This window comes from Aquibacillus halophilus, from assembly GCF_009649745.1.
In the GTDB taxonomy this organism is placed as follows: Bacteria; Bacillota; Bacilli; order Bacillales; family Amphibacillaceae; genus Aquibacillus; species Aquibacillus halophilus.
In genome coordinates this window covers 94,033-109,614 of the sequence record NZ_WJNG01000006.1, presented here as the reverse complement: position 1 = coordinate 109,614, position 15,582 = coordinate 94,033, and the positions used below count along the sequence as shown (strand labels likewise).

At 37.1% G+C, this 15,582-nt stretch carries 14 protein-coding genes; 5 read left to right on the top strand and 9 right to left on the bottom strand.

All coding sequences use genetic code 11. From position 1 onward, the window contains the following. Positions 1–56 precede the first annotated feature (56 nt). The 4 genes from GH741_RS08645 to GH741_RS08630 form a co-directional block, all read right to left on the bottom strand. Complete coding sequence (locus GH741_RS08645; protein ID WP_170287594.1) at positions 57–1,982, bottom strand: glycoside hydrolase family 3 protein; 1,926 nt, start codon at positions 1,980–1,982, stop codon at positions 57–59. A gap of 173 nt (positions 1,983–2,155) precedes the next feature. Continuing rightward, the gene (locus GH741_RS08640) at positions 2,156–2,518 is read right to left on the bottom strand and encodes a DUF779 domain-containing protein (RefSeq protein ID WP_153736398.1); all 363 of its coding nucleotides are present in this window, start codon (positions 2,516–2,518) and stop codon (positions 2,156–2,158) included. Between the two features lie 32 nt (positions 2,519–2,550). After that, entirely contained in the window at positions 2,551–4,071 is a 1,521-nt protein-coding gene (gene adh / locus GH741_RS08635) for an aldehyde dehydrogenase (protein ID WP_153736397.1), read from the bottom strand. A 229-nt stretch (positions 4,072–4,300) separates the two neighbouring features. After that, a complete protein-coding gene (locus GH741_RS08630; RefSeq protein WP_153736396.1) occupies positions 4,301–5,422 on the bottom strand; it encodes a glycerate kinase in 1,122 nt (373 codons plus the stop codon). A gap of 144 nt (positions 5,423–5,566) precedes the next feature. On the opposite strand from GH741_RS08630, the gene GH741_RS08625 reads away from it, so the two are divergent. Further along, a complete protein-coding gene (locus GH741_RS08625; RefSeq protein WP_153736395.1) occupies positions 5,567–6,751 on the top strand; it encodes an MFS transporter in 1,185 nt (394 codons plus the stop codon). Positions 6,752–6,861: 110 nt separating this feature from the next. On the opposite strand, the gene GH741_RS08620 is transcribed toward GH741_RS08625, so the two are convergent. The 3 genes from GH741_RS08620 to GH741_RS08610 all read right to left on the bottom strand — a co-directional run bounded on the left by GH741_RS08620 (position 6,862) and on the right by GH741_RS08610 (position 8,784). Continuing rightward, positions 6,862–7,167, bottom strand: a complete 306-nt coding sequence (locus tag GH741_RS08620) for a DUF2642 domain-containing protein (RefSeq protein ID WP_153736394.1) — start codon at positions 7,165–7,167, stop codon at positions 6,862–6,864. Between the two features lie 322 nt (positions 7,168–7,489). Then, a complete protein-coding gene (locus tag GH741_RS08615; RefSeq protein ID WP_153736393.1) occupies positions 7,490–8,029 on the bottom strand; it encodes an RDD family protein in 540 nt (179 codons plus the stop codon). Between the two features lie 110 nt (positions 8,030–8,139). Continuing rightward, complete coding sequence (locus tag GH741_RS08610) at positions 8,140–8,784, bottom strand: M50 family metallopeptidase (protein ID WP_153736392.1); 645 nt, start codon at positions 8,782–8,784, stop codon at positions 8,140–8,142. Positions 8,785–9,205: 421 nt separating this feature from the next. Between GH741_RS08610 and GH741_RS08605 the strand changes: the two genes are divergently transcribed. From GH741_RS08605 to GH741_RS08590, 4 genes are all read left to right on the top strand, one after another. After that, complete coding sequence (locus GH741_RS08605) at positions 9,206–9,607, top strand: hypothetical protein (protein WP_153736391.1); 402 nt, start codon at positions 9,206–9,208, stop codon at positions 9,605–9,607. Further along, the gene (locus tag GH741_RS22110; protein WP_170287593.1) at positions 9,576–9,884 is read left to right on the top strand and encodes an LPXTG cell wall anchor domain-containing protein; all 309 of its coding nucleotides are present in this window, start codon (positions 9,576–9,578) and stop codon (positions 9,882–9,884) included. Before GH741_RS08605 ends, GH741_RS22110 begins: the two co-directional genes overlap by 32 nt. 179 nt (positions 9,885–10,063) lie before the next feature. After that, positions 10,064–10,651 (top strand): class D sortase, encoded by a 588-nt coding sequence (locus GH741_RS08595; RefSeq protein WP_153736389.1) that lies wholly within the window; start codon positions 10,064–10,066, stop codon positions 10,649–10,651. Between the two features lie 137 nt (positions 10,652–10,788). Further along, positions 10,789–13,308 carry an immunoglobulin-like domain-containing protein gene (locus tag GH741_RS08590; RefSeq protein WP_153736388.1) on the top strand — a complete coding sequence of 840 codons (2,520 nt, stop codon included), beginning with the start codon at positions 10,789–10,791 and terminating at the stop codon, positions 13,306–13,308. A gap of 44 nt (positions 13,309–13,352) precedes the next feature. On the opposite strand, the gene GH741_RS21595 is transcribed toward GH741_RS08590, so the two are convergent. Both GH741_RS21595 and GH741_RS08585 read right to left on the bottom strand, forming a co-directional pair. Then, positions 13,353–13,529, bottom strand: a complete 177-nt coding sequence (locus GH741_RS21595; RefSeq protein WP_170287592.1) for a hypothetical protein — start codon at positions 13,527–13,529, stop codon at positions 13,353–13,355. Between the two features lie 58 nt (positions 13,530–13,587). Beyond that, complete coding sequence (locus tag GH741_RS08585; RefSeq protein WP_153736387.1) at positions 13,588–15,549, bottom strand: aconitate hydratase; 1,962 nt, start codon at positions 15,547–15,549, stop codon at positions 13,588–13,590. Between the last annotated feature and the right edge of the window lie 33 nt (positions 15,550–15,582).

The following is a 15,582-nucleotide window of genomic DNA, read 5'->3' as shown; positions in this document are numbered from 1 at the left end:
ATAGAATTTTTAAAGAATTTCGCTTTCCGGGCATAGTAATAACACTCGATCCTTTACTACTCCAATCCATAGCCGATAGGAAATAGCGGATTAGATTTATCATGGTTATTGACCTGATTGATATTTTTCGGCCAAGTATAGGATAATTTCCCAGTAAAAGGATGCTCTCCAAACAGGACATCTGCAATTCCCGCTCCTTCACTACCAGGCAACCATGAAGCGACAAATGCATCCCACTTGTCTATCTCTTCTGTCACAATCATCGGACGCCCAGATAGTAATAAAACAACCATTGGTGTCCCTGATTCCTTTACAGTTTCTAGTAAAGAGATATCTTCATCGCTTAAACGTAAATCTTCACTGTCACCTTCAAACTCTGCATAAGGTTCTTCGCCAACAACAATAATGGCAACATCATGTCCACTCACCTCTTCACCATCTGTGCTAAAGGAAATAGAACTATTAGGACCAGCGACCTCTTCAATCCCAGCCAAAATTGTAGTACCTTCCGTAAGATCTGGTTCTGGTGAGCCTTGCCACTCCATTGTCCAACCACCAGACTGAAATCCGATATTAGCCGCTTTTCTTCCTACCACAACAATATCTGAATTATCCTTAGCTAAGGGAAGTATGTCATTGTCATTTTTCAATAGAACCTGTGATTTTCTCACTGCATCGCGGGCAAGCGCACGATGTTCGTCTGAACCAACCCCTTCGGCAACCAGCGCTCGATTTGCCAACGGTTGTTCAAACAAACCGTTCTCAAATTTGACCCGTAAAATTCGTGTAACTGCATCATCGATTCGTTCAATTGAGACCTCTTCATCCTCTACCAATTGTTTGGTAGTAGTTATAAACTCCTGCCAGTCGGTTGGAATCATAAACAGGTCAATTCCTGCATTTATACTTTGTTTAATTGATTCCTCAAAATCATCTGGTACGATTTGCTGTGCTCCGTTATAGTCAGAAATAACAAAACCAGTAAATTCTAGATCACCCTTTAACACTTCGGTGATTAGATGGTAATCCCCATGGGTTTTTAATCCGTTGATGCTGCTAAAGGAAATCATTACTGTTCTTGCTCCTGCTTGAATTGCTTCATCAAATGGCTCGATATGTTTTTCTAATTCTTCCTCTGAATATTCGCTAACATCTCCTTGATCAATGCCATTATAGGTTAGCCCGTCACCTACAAAGTGTTTAATACTTGCTGCAACATGTTCCTCTTTTAAGAAATCTTGTTCATCCGGCAATCCTTGTAAACCTTCTACTATCGCTGATCCTAGTTTACCAACCATTTCGGGTTGCTCACTATATCCTTCATACGTTCTTCCCCATCGAATATTCTGAGGCGAACAAAGACAAGGGGCAAATGTATAACTAATGCCTGTTGAACGTACTTCTTTTGCGGTAACTTCGCCTATTTGCTTCATTAAATCCACATCATTTGCTGCACCCAAACCAATATTATGTGGAAAAATTGTAGCGTCCTTTACATTGTTATGGCCATGTACCGCATCAATTCCGTAAATAATTGGAATTTGCAATCGTGTGTCTAAAGCTTCTAGTTGATACTCATCAACCATATCAGCCCAACCCTCTGGTGTATTTTCATCAGGTACGGCGCCTCCACCACTCAATATCGACCCAATTCCAAATTGTCTTACGTCGTTTGGTGTAACATTGTATTTTTCCGGTTGTACCATTTGTCCAATTTTTTCATCTAAACTCATTTGAGATAATAAATCTGTCACACGATCTTCTATCGAAGCATCAGGGTCTTTATAAACCGGAGACTCAATAGTTGTTTCTTCTTCTTTTTCATCAGAAGTATCAATTGGTTCTTGTTCCTGAATGTCATCGGATGTATTCAATACCTCTTCATTAGGTGAATCAAATAAGAAAAAGCCTCCTACCCCTATCCCAATTATTAATATGAATAGGATAGTTCTAAGTGTGAAAATGGTTTTCCTTCCAAGCATATAGTCCATCTCCTCCACACATTGTACCTTTTGCAAATTTTACCAGACATAGATAGTTATTATGATTTTACCAGATTACTTGACAAAAAAGATGTCATAGTAGAGAAATTCGAAAAAATTCTGTTCATAATAAAAAGAGCCAATTTTAGTTAAAATTGACTCTTCCATATCTTCTATTTAATTATATCTAAGCGTTTTCTTTCTTCTTCACTGAACAGTCGCGATCTTGTTAAGAATCTTTTACCTTCAGGTCCCTCCAATGAAAACATACCTCCACGACCAGCGACAACATCAATTATTAATTGGGTATGCTTCCAGTAGTTATACTGGTCCTTAGATATATAAAATGGCGTATCGCAAATCTCCCCAAGTAACACATCTGAATTCCCGACTCTAAATTCATTTCTTGGGTAACACATCGGTGAACTCCCATCACAGCACCCTCCTGATTGATGGAACATAAGTGGACCATGCATCTGTTTCAAGTGTTCGATTAATTGAACAGCCTCCTCAGTTACGGTTACTTTTTCAACCATCTCACACAACCTTTCTCTAAGCATCTAATTCTTTAGAAAAAACCTAAAGGTTCGGTACTGTAACTTACTAGTAAATTCTTAGTTTGTTGATAGTGAGAAAGCATCATTAGATGATTCTCTCGACCAATACCAGACTTCTTATAACCACCAAATGCTGCATGTGCAGGATAAGCATGATAACAGTTGGTCCAAACTCTTCCAGCCTCTATTTCACGGCCAAACCGGTAAGCAGTATGAATATTTCTTGACCATACACCTGCTCCAAGTCCATAAAGAGTATCATTAGCGATAGCAAGTGCATCTTGATCATCTTTAAACGTAGTTACCGAAAGAACTGGTCCAAAAATTTCTTCTTGGAAAACCCTCATATCATTGGTACCTTTGAAAATGGTAGGCTTAATATAATATCCGTCCGCAAGCTCACCTTCCAGCGCGTTTCTTTCACCACCAATTAAAACTTCAGCACCTTCTTGCTTTCCAATATCTAAGTAAGACATGATTTTTTCCATTTGTTCCATTGAAGCCTGGGCACCCATCATCGTATCTGTATCAAGTGGATTGCCAATTTTAATTTGCTCAACTCGTTGAATTGCTCTTTCCATAAATTCATCATAAATGGACTCATCAATCAAGGCACGGGATGGGCATGTACATACTTCCCCTTGATTCAAAGCAAACATGACAAATCCTTCGATTGCTTTATCTAAAAATGCATCATCCTTATCCATCACATCTTTGAAAATAATATTTGGTGATTTACCACCAAGCTCCAAAGTTACTGGAATGATATTTTCAGAAGCATATTGCATTATTAAGCGTCCCGTTGTTGTTTCGCCGGTAAATGCAATTTTATCGATTCGACTACTTGATGCTAATGGTTTACCTGCTTCCAAACCAAATCCATTCACAATATTTAAAACTCCCTTAGGAAGTAGGTCTGCGATTAACTCCGTTAATACATGTATCGAAGCAGGAGTTTGCTCAGCTGGTTTAAGAATAACAGCGTTTCCAGCAGCCAAAGCAGGAGCTAATTTCCAGGTAGCCATTAGTATTGGGAAATTCCAAGGAATAATTTGGCCAACAACCCCTAATGGTTCATGGAAATGATAAGCAACGGTATCGTCATCCAATTGGCTCAAACTTCCTTCTTGCGCACGAATTGCACCTGCGAAATAACGAAAATGATCAATCGCTAGCGGAATGTCAGCTGCCAATGTTTCACGAACAGCTTTACCGTTGTCCCATGTTTCTGCCACAGCCAGTAGTTCTAAGTTCTCCTCCATACGATCAGCGATCTTATTTAGGATATTTGCCCTTTCTGCAGGTGAGGTTTTCCCCCAGGCAATTTTCGCTTCATGTGCGGCATCAAGAGCAAGCTCAACGTCCTCTTCTGAAGATCTAGCAATCTCACAAAAGACCTGTCCGGTTACTGGGCTAACATTATCAAAATAGCGGCCTTTAACAGGACGTCTCCATTCGCCACCAATAAAATTATCATACCTTTTTTTAAACTGAACTATCGATCCAGGTTGGTTTGGTGCTTCATATTTCATACAAATTCCTCCTCGTATAATTTATGTAATCGCTTGCAATTATGTTTGAATTTAGGTAGAAAGCTTTTACAATACAGTTTACGAGACAAAATTATATTTATTACACTTTTTATACTAGAACAAAAAATATCTACCACTAGTTTGTTAGAGGTAGATATGTGAATTTTTCAATTTTATTGTATTGTTTTTCTTTGCAATTCGAATAATAGATTCATTCACTAACCAAGACTTATTTAATCGCGTTAACAAAATGAATAATATGTTTAGTTTTTTGATAGAGCAATTGCTCTGCTTGATCGATACAGACTTGTAGGGACTGCGGCTTATCAATAATCGAGAAACAACCCGCAAACACTTTTCTTAACTCATCACTATTACTACCAAGACTTCCCGAAATTAAGATTGTTGGTACATTGTATTTATTAGCAATACTCGCTACGAAGCTAGGAGCCTTGCCAAACAAAGTCTGCTCATCACTTTGTCCTTCACCAGTAATTACAAGATCCGATTCTTTAATTGCTTCCTCCAAGTTCATTGCATCGGCCATAAGCTTTGCACCAGATTCTAGTTTGGCTCCTAAAGTCAACAGTGCAAATCCAAGTCCACCAGCAGCGCCTGCCCCTGGCACTTCTTTATCTACCCGACCAATTTCTTTTTCTACTAAGTTACTAAAATTGTCTAACGCTTTGTCATACAAAGAAATTTGCTCGGGAGTTGCTCCTTTTTGAGGCCCATATATTGCGCTAGCTCCTTGGGCACCACATAAAGGATTATCAACATCACAGGCAATACGCAATTTTACATTCGATAATTTTGACTCGAGGTTAGTAAGACTAACTTTTTCCAAAGAAAGCAAATCGATTCCGAATGGGCCTGTTTCCCGATCTGCCTGATCCCAGCTTTTCATACCTAGTGCTTGAAGCATTCCAAGACCACCATCATTGGTTGCACTTCCGCCTAGACCTATAATGATTGAGGTGCAGCCTCTAGCAATTGCAGCAATAATCACCTCACCTAGTCCATAGGATGTTGTTAAATCAGGATTTCTTGATTCCTCTGGAACCTGTACTAACCCTGCTATATTGGCGCATTCCATCACAGCAGTTGTGTCATCAAGGATCGCATAATATGTATCTATCTGCTCGCCAAGTGGTCCCGTACAGCGAATTGGTACTCGCTCACCTTTAGATGATGCTAATAACGATTCAACTGTTCCTTCCCCTCCATCAGCCATTGGTTTTATGATTCCATGATGTCCTCCTACTTCAGTTACAGCTCTATTCATTATGTTTGCAGCATCAATCGATGAGAGACTTCCTTTATATGAATCTGGTGCAATGACAATTTTCATACTAGACTCCTCTACATTATAGTTTTAATAATATTAAACCATTAAAATGTATCCGTTTTCAACTATTCTCAACAATGACAACCACTTAATTGAGCATTATAATAGAGCTTTACATGACATCCAGGAAGATCAAGGAGTTTTGTTATGAGTGAACAAGCGGTGAAAGAAAACCAGAAAAATTATCCGTTAATGACCTTTGCGCTTTTTTGGGCTGCAATAGCTGTTATGTGCGGCTTATATATGACGATACCTTTAATTTCAACATTTGCCTCTACATTTGAAGTATCTCACGAGGAAGCTGCTTGGGCAGGAAGCTCATTTTCAATTTTTTTTGCAATTGGATGTCTATTTTATGGAGCTCTATCTGATCGATACGGTCGTAAAATTATTATCGTTATTGGCCTTGTCGTTTCAGCATTTGTAACGACTCTGATCGGAACCGTCGATACACTTACAGCTCTAATAATCATGCGGGCAATCCAAGGTGCAGCTGCGGCAACCTTTTCACCAGTCGCCTTATCTTACGCAGGAGATATGTTTCCATCCAACCAAAGAGGAACAACGATTGGATTTATAAGCACCGGTTTCCTACTAGCGGGAATTATTGGTCAGGTGTTAAGTAGTGTGGCTAACCAATGGATGGAATGGCATGATGCTTTTTTTATTTTAGGTGCCATTTATTTTATTACAATGCTGCTCATTCTTTTAATTTTGCCAAAGGATGAAATTCAACAACCAGACGGGAATATCCTAGCACCTTTTAAACATATTCGCACCATTGCAAGACAGCCCTCGTTACTATTATGTTATGTCATAGCAATTACGATCTTACTTTCATTCGTTGGAATGTACACATCACTCGAAAATTACTTAACGGGGCCAGAATATCAGTTAACAACCAAAGATATATTGTATATCCGTTCTGTTGGCATTATCGGGATGTTACTTTGTCCCTTCACTGGTAAATTGGTTTCAAAATTTGGATTTCCTACCGTGCTAAGAGGTGGATTTTCCTTGGCAATTATTGGATTAGTTGCCTTGGCTTTAAGTAATTCATTAATGATGCTTATTATTATGAGTGTTGTTTTTGTTACTGGAATTGCGATTCTTGTACCTACTCTTATTTCATTAGTTGGACAGCTAGGGGGGAAATCAAAGGGACTTGCCACATCGATTTATACGTTTGTTTTATTCATAGGAGCAAGTTTAGGTCCTATTCTGTCCATCTATTTATTGAATACCGGTATAGTGACATTACCATTTTATTTGTTTGCCTTACTACTTTCCATTGGATTTGTATTAACTTATTTTATTCACGTTGAAAAATAACCGTTTAGAAAGTATAAAAATTTAACGTATCCTTCCTCAATGGTTGTCAAGTTCTTTTAGCAGATTTTCGTGTACTAGAAAGAACCTAGGAGAACCTCACTTTTTATATATTATGCTTTTCTAAAATAAACAACATGAGGATATCTAATATGATAATCAATTCCTTGGACTGTTAGTTGAAGATGATCAACTGCAGCACCTGTTAATTTTCCTTCCAACGTTCCAGAAACTGTCACCACTTGCAGATCTTTGTTTAGGTGCATCAATAAATGATTTAACCAAACAGGTTCCAGGTTAATAGAGTAACTTGGTTGGTTTTTCTCCATCATTTCTGGAAGCTCACTCGTATAAACATACACTCCAGGTGGTAGTGACTCCGATTCTTTTTCTCCTCGATGATTATTCATTTCATCCATGTAGTTCACTCCTTAATAGACACTTGTAGACTATGCTAAGGGTGGATTCTAGGCACGGCAAATGCCTAATCCACTAAATGAATGATGAAAATGAAAACGAACATTCTAATAGTAAGTAAAGATATACATAGTAAAAATATTAAATGAGTGCTGATACTATCATCGTGTTCCGCTAGATACAGGGAGTGCTTTTCCGTAGGGATGGATGATCACTCATCCTATAAAGGATGGGTTCAATCACACAAAGTTACATCGCATTTTATATCAATTGCAAAAAATAAAAAACGAGCCACTTTCCTAAGTAAAATGGCTCGTTTTTTATTTATAATACAGATAGTCTTTCTTGAAGCTGTTGTTTATCAACTACATAGGTACGACAAATCATATCATGCAGTGATCTATTCTGGTGATCAAACGCAATCATAATAAATCCGAACAGAAACATGGCAGCTGAAATCCAGTAAGAATAATATCTTATTAACGCTCTGGTAAAGCTAATTTTATTACCATCTGAGTCAACTACGACGGCCCCAACAGCAAGTTTTCCAATCGTACCTTTTAGTGGTGAAGAAGTTAACAACGCATAATAGAGGGAATAAATAAATAGTAAAAGAGGGAAATTTCCTATTTCAATAATCAAAACACTAAACAAAATCCAGTCAATAACGAAGGCATATAACCTTTTTTCGAATCCAACAAAAAAAGGTTGGTCTTGTTCTGCTTCCTTTTGCTTATTGTGGTGATGGGTTTTTTCGCTGGTAGCAACGGTTGAGTCATTATTCTCAGACTCGTCATGGTCACTTTTATACTTATTTTCATTACATAACTTTAACCATTGTTCCAGCCTTTCGTTCTTTGACATAGTACCCTCTCCCCGTAGTCTTATTAATTATTATCATATCACTTTTTTATAGTTAATGTAATTGTTAGATAACTCATTTTGACAGGGTTAAGAACCAATATTAATCCACCTTATACAACAAAATCGGAGAAAACCCTATATCCAATATAAATTGATTGGACAAAAAACAAGATCCCCCATGCAAATGCTGGGATCATAGTATATTTTTGTAGGCTGGTTGCATCACCAGCTTGATTCGGTTGCTTTATACTAATAAACATAAGATAAGCTGCACTGGCTACTGATTCTAACAATACAACCGATGCTAACAGATAACTAAAGTGAATAATTATGGAATCTAGTTGATTATTAAGTAGTAATGCTAGCAATGAAATCATGGATACTGACCACAAAATTCCAACAATACTTCTTAACCAAAATATAGTTGCAACTACGAGGATACTTAACAGTACAGATAAAACCACGAAATAATATCCCTTTGATAGTAGAAAAAACAACATAAATGCCGTTAATGACGAGCCTGTGTATCCAGAATATGCAATCACAATTCCACTTAACCATGAAGAAGAACCAACAAGTGCGTGACCTGAGGTATCTCGATTCAAGACAATTCGGTAGGCTTTTCCACCAGTAAGCTTCGCTATAACAACATGGCTGCATTCATGGATTGCCGTATTAATCATCCTAAAATAAGAACCAATCACCGGCATCTTCGTTATAAAGTAAGCTATTAATATGTAATACAAAATAGACACACTGCTTTTCTCCTCTCACCTAAGTAATTCCCAGTTACAATTTTACCCCCATAGAATATTTAAAATACCACCATTATTGGTTTTATATATAAATTATGAATGATTTATTTTTAGCTAATCCGCAATAAGCATTTTCTAATCCCTTCATTTCATGAAGCCAGCCTCAATCTTTTTAACTAGATTCACCCAACTTATCGACAACTCATTTGAAACTATGACAAGTGAACTATTGACAGGTAAAAACAATTATATCTATAATAGTCGAAACCGGTTTCGATACGGTGGTCTTGTGAATTTATTTTTACATAAGGGTACCCTTATGTAAAAGTTTAATGAAAATAAATTTCAAATCAAAAATTTTAATTCCTTACCTCCTTTCTCTAGTTTTTTACCTGGTATTGCAGGAATCGATGGGATTCCTATGTGGGTTTTTTATGTAAATCGAGGACAAGGTATAGCAAGTTTTGTAATCCAGGATAAAGATCACGCGATTACAGAATTTTTCCCGTCGGACAAATCCTATCAATCTATCTTTACACAAGGGTTTCGAACTTTTATTAAATTTGAACACGAAGGTCAACCTGTTATGTTAGAACCATTTTCCGTCCAAAGTGAATTCTCTTATATCGAAGAAAAAATGGAAATTACAGAGAATAGATTAGTTCTTAGTTATGAGAATAAACGATACGGCGTCTCAGTAAAGTTTGAGTATTTCACCCTACCACATGCTCCTGTTGCTGGTCTAGTACGTCATGTAACAATACCTGACTTACTCCACGGGGCAAGCCCACGTGGTTTTACGGGCTATTTCTATAACTGCTGAGACTAATCACTTTAGTGTCTTTACTGTTTTTGAACTAGCAGTAACAGATGAACCAGTTGACGGAGAACCTGGTGAGGAAAATCCAGGCACCGAACAACCTAGTAAGGAAGAACCAACTAAACAAGATCCAAAAACAGAAGATCAAGATAAATCACCGAATGAAGACGGACTTCCTGATACTGCAACAAGCATGTTTAGCTTTATGATTTTAGGTTTACTTCTATTGTTAGTAGGTTTTGGAACATTAGCAGCTAGAAAAAGATTTGCTAGAAGATAAATAATTAAAAGTAGGGCTGGTTGACAACTTCTCCAAGAGGTTGTTAATCAGCTTTATTTTATGGAGGTTTTCATTGAACTCTTGATTTTTTATGTCATAACAAACCAAAAAACCTTGATATCTCCAATAATTGGTGCTAACAATATAGATATAACCCTAATTGAAAGTTAGGTGATTAAATGAAAACCGCAAAACGAACAGTGGGAATATTATTCATCCTGATTGGTATTGGTTTGGTAGGATATCCCTTCTATTACCACTGGGAACAACAACAGGAAATAGATGAACTAACATCTTCCATTCACGCCATTTCAACCGGTGGTGATATTGAGGTTTCTCCGAAGATGAGAAAAAAACTTGAAGATGGTGTCATGCATTTAAAAATTCCCTCAATAGAATTAAATCAACCAGTATTAAGTGAAACCAACGAAGAAAACTTAAATATAGCATTGACACAGATTAAGACAAATCAAACTCCTGGCCAAGGGAATTTCACGATTGCTGGACATCGAAGTATGAATCAAGGAAGACACTTTAATCGCCTACCAGAAGTAACCACAGATGAAAAAATTATATTAGTTAGTGATAATAAAGAGTACCACTATATTGCATATGAAATAGCAACAATTGAGCCAGAGGATATTGAAGTTCTAGAGGATATGGAGAACAAAAAACAGATAACACTAATCACATGTAATACCACAGGAACAAAACGAGTCATGGTTAAGGGTGAACTGGAAAAAATAGTAGATTTAGAATCGGCATAGAAATCACTTGTTTAGCATGTTATTGCTGCAAGTGATTTTTTTTGCACCAAAATGTATCCCTAAGTATAGTTGTTTGAACTCAAGGTTGAATCTAGTATAAAAGGAGGTGTTCTTAATAAAAAATAAGGAGTGATATAATGAGAAACAAGAAAATCTTAATTGGACTAATGTTTTTGCTTATCTTTGTTCAATTACCTTTAACGAGTATCGCAGCAGCCTCCCCTATTCAGGATGACGCGCTTAGGAAAGCAATTAATGAAGAACTAGGAAAGACGGGAGCTGAGATAGATACCTATCAGCCAACACAAGCTGATTTGGAATCTATTAGTAATTTAAGTGCATATAGAAAAAATATAACGAATCTAGCTGGACTAGAACTTGCAACAAATTTAACTAATTTAAATCTATCTAGTAATAATATTTCTGACATTAGCACACTCAGTAGTCTAACAAAATTAGAGTATTTAATTTTCTCTGGTAACAACATTACTGACATTACTCCCTTGAACAGTCTAAATAATCTAACTACGTTGTATTTAGATAGAAACACAAACCTAGACCCTAATCCACTGAGTAGCTTAACAAATATGGAAGCTCTGTACTTAAATTCTGTTCAAATTTCAGATTTAGAACCAATAAAAAATTTGACAAAGTTAACACTTTTAACTCTAGCAGATAATAATATTACTGATATCTCAAAATTAAGTAACTTAACTAACTTAGAAAATTTAAATATAGACAATAATGATGTCAGTAGTTTATCAGTTATTAGTAATTTCCCAAAGTTGACTAATTTATCTTTAGATAATAACACTCAGATTGATCAAAATGATCTATCTGCTCTAGACAATTTCCCAAACTTAGAAAGATTGAGTATAGCTGGATTAAACTTAAACAGTTTGTCATTCATAACCAACCTAACTAAAATAACCGAATTGAATTTTTCTGGAAATAATATTAGTGATCTTACTCCACTAAAGAATCTAAACGATTTATATTACCTGTTCTTTTCGGATAACAATGTGAGCGATTTATCTGTTTTAGGCGATAATAATAGTTTGAATAGAATTAGCTTTGAAAACAATAATGTCAGTACTTTACAACAAATAGGGAATTTAACTCAGTTAAGAGGGATAAATTTAACAGGTAATAGTATTAGTGATTTATCACCAATTAGTAATTTTTCATACTTGTATCAATTAGAGGCCTCTGGAAATGCAATTAGTGACTTATCACCACTTAAAAATGTTGTGGATGGATTAACATCATTCGAGATTGAAGATCAATCTATTACACTACAGGAAGTTGAACTGCATACAAATAGCACTGAATTAGAAATTATAAATCCAATAAAAGATGTTGTTGGAAATCCCGTTGCAAACATAACCCCTAGTGATTCAGGTACTTATAATTCTCCAACTATATCATGGACGGGATTAAACAGTGCTGATACATCTAGATCCTTCACATTTACAATGAATATAGATAATAATACTAATTTTACAGGAGAGGCAATCCAACCAATTAACCGAGTTGATAACTACACTCCTGTGATTACTGCAACAGACAAAACCATAACAGAAGGATCTAATTTCAACCCAATAACTGGTGTTACAGCAACAGATGAGGAAGATGGTGACTTAACTGCTGCTATTGAAGTTGAAAGTAGCAATGTTAATACAAACGAACCTGGAGATTATAGTGTAACTTATAAAGTAACAGATAGTGGACAACTTTCAGATGTAGAAACAATAACTGTCACCGTTACGGGTAAACCCTTTTTCAGAGGTGCTTATACTCATACAATTGATCGTAGCGACAGTAATACCTTTGATCCATTAGAAAGAGTTCAAGCTTTCGATTTAGAAGATGGTGATATAACTGATGATATTGAAGTGATCAAAAATGAAGTAAAAGTAAATGTGTCCGGTGAATATGAAGTAACTTATCAAGTGACCGATAGTGACGATAACACGACAACAAAAACAATCAAAATTTATGTCAATGTCGGACCCGTAATCAACGCAAGTGACCAAACCATTTATGTGGGTGACAGCTATGATCCGATGGAATATGTTACTGCAAATGATACTGAAAACGGCGATATTACGGATAGAATTCGCGTCGATAAAAATGAAGTAAATCCTAATGTGCCTGGTGAATATGAAGTATCCTATTCTGTATATGACAATTCTGAATACAGCGCTGTAAAAACGATTACAGTTACTGTCATCAACAGAGCTCCAGAAATTGCAGCTTCCAATCAAACACTCACTGTTGGTGATAGTTTTGAGCCATTAGAAGATGTAACAGCAACTGATGCAGAAGATGGAGACATTAGTGACAAGATTGTCGTAACTACTAACAACGTTAATATGAACACAGCCGGTGAATTTGATGTGACCTATGATGTAACAGATAGCCATGGCAAAACAACTACAAAAACAATTACCGTTACTGTAGAGCCATTACCAGGTGAGGCATCAGAACCTGAAAAAGAGGAAGATAAACCTACTAAATCGGGTGACCAATCAGAAGATGATGAAGATTCATTACCACAAACTGGTGAAGCGACATTATGGTTGTTTGTACTAGGTGGAGTCCTCATGTTGTTTATCGGATTCTTTACCATTCGGTACAACAAAAATAACAAGTAATTAAGAAAGGCCTTAACTTCACTGTTAAGGCCCTCTTTTTTTGTTTAGTCTAATAAGCGATTGTTTTCATCTACGTTAATTAGACTGGATGGCTCAGGGGTGTCTCCAGGGAAAAAGTGGCCATCCCCTTTGCAAACTGTACATCTATATTGCCATTCCTCGTCATCAGCTAACATTCCTGTCCCCTCACATGCTTTGCAAACATTATTTCGATCAACCATTTGAATTTCTCCTTTATACTAAATTCCTAGTACAACTGGGCTTCTATTCCAATTCCTATTAAAGTGAAGCGTTAGTTTTTGTCCGATCCTTTACCCAATTAATCAGACCGCCTTTTAACATCATTTCGATTTGCCTACCGGATAATGCATGACGAACAGAAATTTCTTGGTCCGTTCCTTTAATACTTATTGTAAATTCATTCCCCTGCTGAATTTTACTTCTTAAGTCGGTAAATTCCAGAATATTTCCTTGTTCTAATTTTCCGTAATCATCTTCATTTATGAAGGTAACTGGTAAGATACCAAAGTTAACAAGGTTTTGCCAATGAATGCGAGCAAAATCTTTTACTAAAGCAACCTTTAAACCTAGATATCTCGGTGCAAGGGCCGCATGTTCTCGACTGGATCCTTGCCCATAATTAAATCCACCTACTACAGCATGTCCTCCTAAGTCGCGAGTAGCCATACCTTTATCATAGTAGTGCTCATCAATGATTTCGAAGGTGAATTTGCTGATTTCTGGTAAGTTACTTCGGTATGGAAGTACACGAGCACCACCTGCCAAAATTTCATCAGTTGAAATGTTATCACCCATTTTCAGCAAGATTGGAAGCTCAAGGTTATCTGGTAACTCGTCCATTTCAGGAATCGATGCGATATTTGGTCCTTTGTACAATTCAATTTTTTTGGCATCTTCTGGTGATAAAGGTTCATCTAGTAAATTCACGTCTATCGTTGGCTTCCTTGGCTTCTTTATCTTCGGGTAATCCATTTCAAGTGTACGCGGATCAGTAATAACCCCTTTTAAGGCGGAAGCTGCGGCTGTTTCCGGGCTACATAAAAAAACACTGTCTTCTTTCGTTCCAGATCGGCCTGGAAAATTCCGTGGTGTTGTTCGTAAACTGTTTCGACCAGTTGCAGGAGCTTGTCCCATTCCAATACATCCGTTGCAACCAGCTTGGTGCAAACGGGCTCCTGATTGTAAGAGACTAGCTATATGTCCTTCCTGAACCAAGTCTGTTAACATCTGACGTGATGTAGGATTAACATCAAATGAAAGCCCATCTGCAATTAGTTTTCCTTTTACAATCTCAGCGGCTATTGCGAAATCACGATAACCCGGATTAGCTGATGATCCTAAATATGATTGGTAAATTGGCTCCCCGGCAATTTCTCTTACTGGTACAACATTACCGGGACTTGATGGTTTAGCAACTAAGGGTTCTAGTTCAGAAAGATTAATTTCTTCCTCTAGGTCATATTTTGCACGTCGATCGGCCTTCAACTCTATCCAGTCATCTTCCCTATCCTGTTCCTTTAAAAATCGTCTAATTTCTTTATCAGAAGGGAAAACAGTACCCGTTGCACCAAGTTCCGCCCCCATATTCGCAATTACATGACGGTCCATGGCAGTTAAATTTTTCAATCCAGGTCCATAATATTCAATTACTTTTCCTACTCCACCTTTTACATCATGACGGCGAAGCAATTCAAAAATAACATCCTTCGCGCTTACCCAATCGGGCATTTCTCCTGTTAATTTTATACCCCACACTTTCGGCATCTTCACGTAAAATGGTTCTCCAGCGATAGCCATTGCCACATCAATACCACCTGCGCCCATTGCAAGCATTCCCATACAACCATTCGCACACGTATGACTATCTGAACCAAGTAATGTTTTACCTGGTTTTGCTAACCGCTGCATATGTACAGGGTGACTCACTCCGTTACCAGGTCGGCTATAATGTAAGCCAAACCGACGAGTTGCACTTTGCAAAAATAAATGATCATCTGGATTCTTACTATCGACCTGAATAAGATTATGATCTACATATTGTGCCGAGGCCTCAGTTTTAGCATAATCCAACCCCATTGCCTCTAGCTCTAGCATAACCATCGTTCCTGTCGCATCTTGGGTTAATGTTTGATCAATTTTAAGCCCTATCTCTTCCCCAGGATTCATCTCACCGAATATGAGATGGTCCTTAATTAATTTCTGGGTAACATTCAAAGCCATTTATGTACCTCCTCAAGTTTTCTATCTATTATC

Excerpts from the sequence above, each read along its gene's own strand:
- GH741_RS08645 (WP_170287594.1), bottom strand. The coding sequence starts at position 1,982 with ATGCTTGGAAGGAAAACCATTTTCACACTTAGAACTATCCTATTCATA.
- GH741_RS08640 (WP_153736398.1), bottom strand. The coding sequence starts at position 2,518 with ATGGTTGAAAAAGTAACCGTAACTGAGGAGGCTGTTCAATTAATCGAA.
- adh (WP_153736397.1), bottom strand. The coding sequence starts at position 4,071 with ATGAAATATGAAGCACCAAACCAACCTGGATCGATAGTTCAGTTTAAA.
- GH741_RS08630 (WP_153736396.1), bottom strand. The coding sequence starts at position 5,422 with ATGAAAATTGTCATTGCACCAGATTCATATAAAGGAAGTCTCTCATCG.
- GH741_RS08625 (WP_153736395.1), top strand. The coding sequence starts at position 5,567 with ATGAGTGAACAAGCGGTGAAAGAAAACCAGAAAAATTATCCGTTAATG.
- GH741_RS08620 (WP_153736394.1), bottom strand. The coding sequence starts at position 7,167 with ATGGATGAAATGAATAATCATCGAGGAGAAAAAGAATCGGAGTCACTA.
- GH741_RS08615 (WP_153736393.1), bottom strand. The coding sequence starts at position 8,029 with ATGTCAAAGAACGAAAGGCTGGAACAATGGTTAAAGTTATGTAATGAA.
- GH741_RS08605 (WP_153736391.1), top strand. The coding sequence starts at position 9,206 with ATGTGGGTTTTTTATGTAAATCGAGGACAAGGTATAGCAAGTTTTGTA.
- GH741_RS08595 (WP_153736389.1), top strand. The coding sequence starts at position 10,064 with ATGAAAACCGCAAAACGAACAGTGGGAATATTATTCATCCTGATTGGT.
- GH741_RS08590 (WP_153736388.1), top strand. The coding sequence starts at position 10,789 with ATGAGAAACAAGAAAATCTTAATTGGACTAATGTTTTTGCTTATCTTT.
- GH741_RS21595 (WP_170287592.1), bottom strand. The coding sequence starts at position 13,529 with ATGGTTGATCGAAATAATGTTTGCAAAGCATGTGAGGGGACAGGAATG.
- GH741_RS08585 (WP_153736387.1), bottom strand. The coding sequence starts at position 15,549 with ATGGCTTTGAATGTTACCCAGAAATTAATTAAGGACCATCTCATATTC.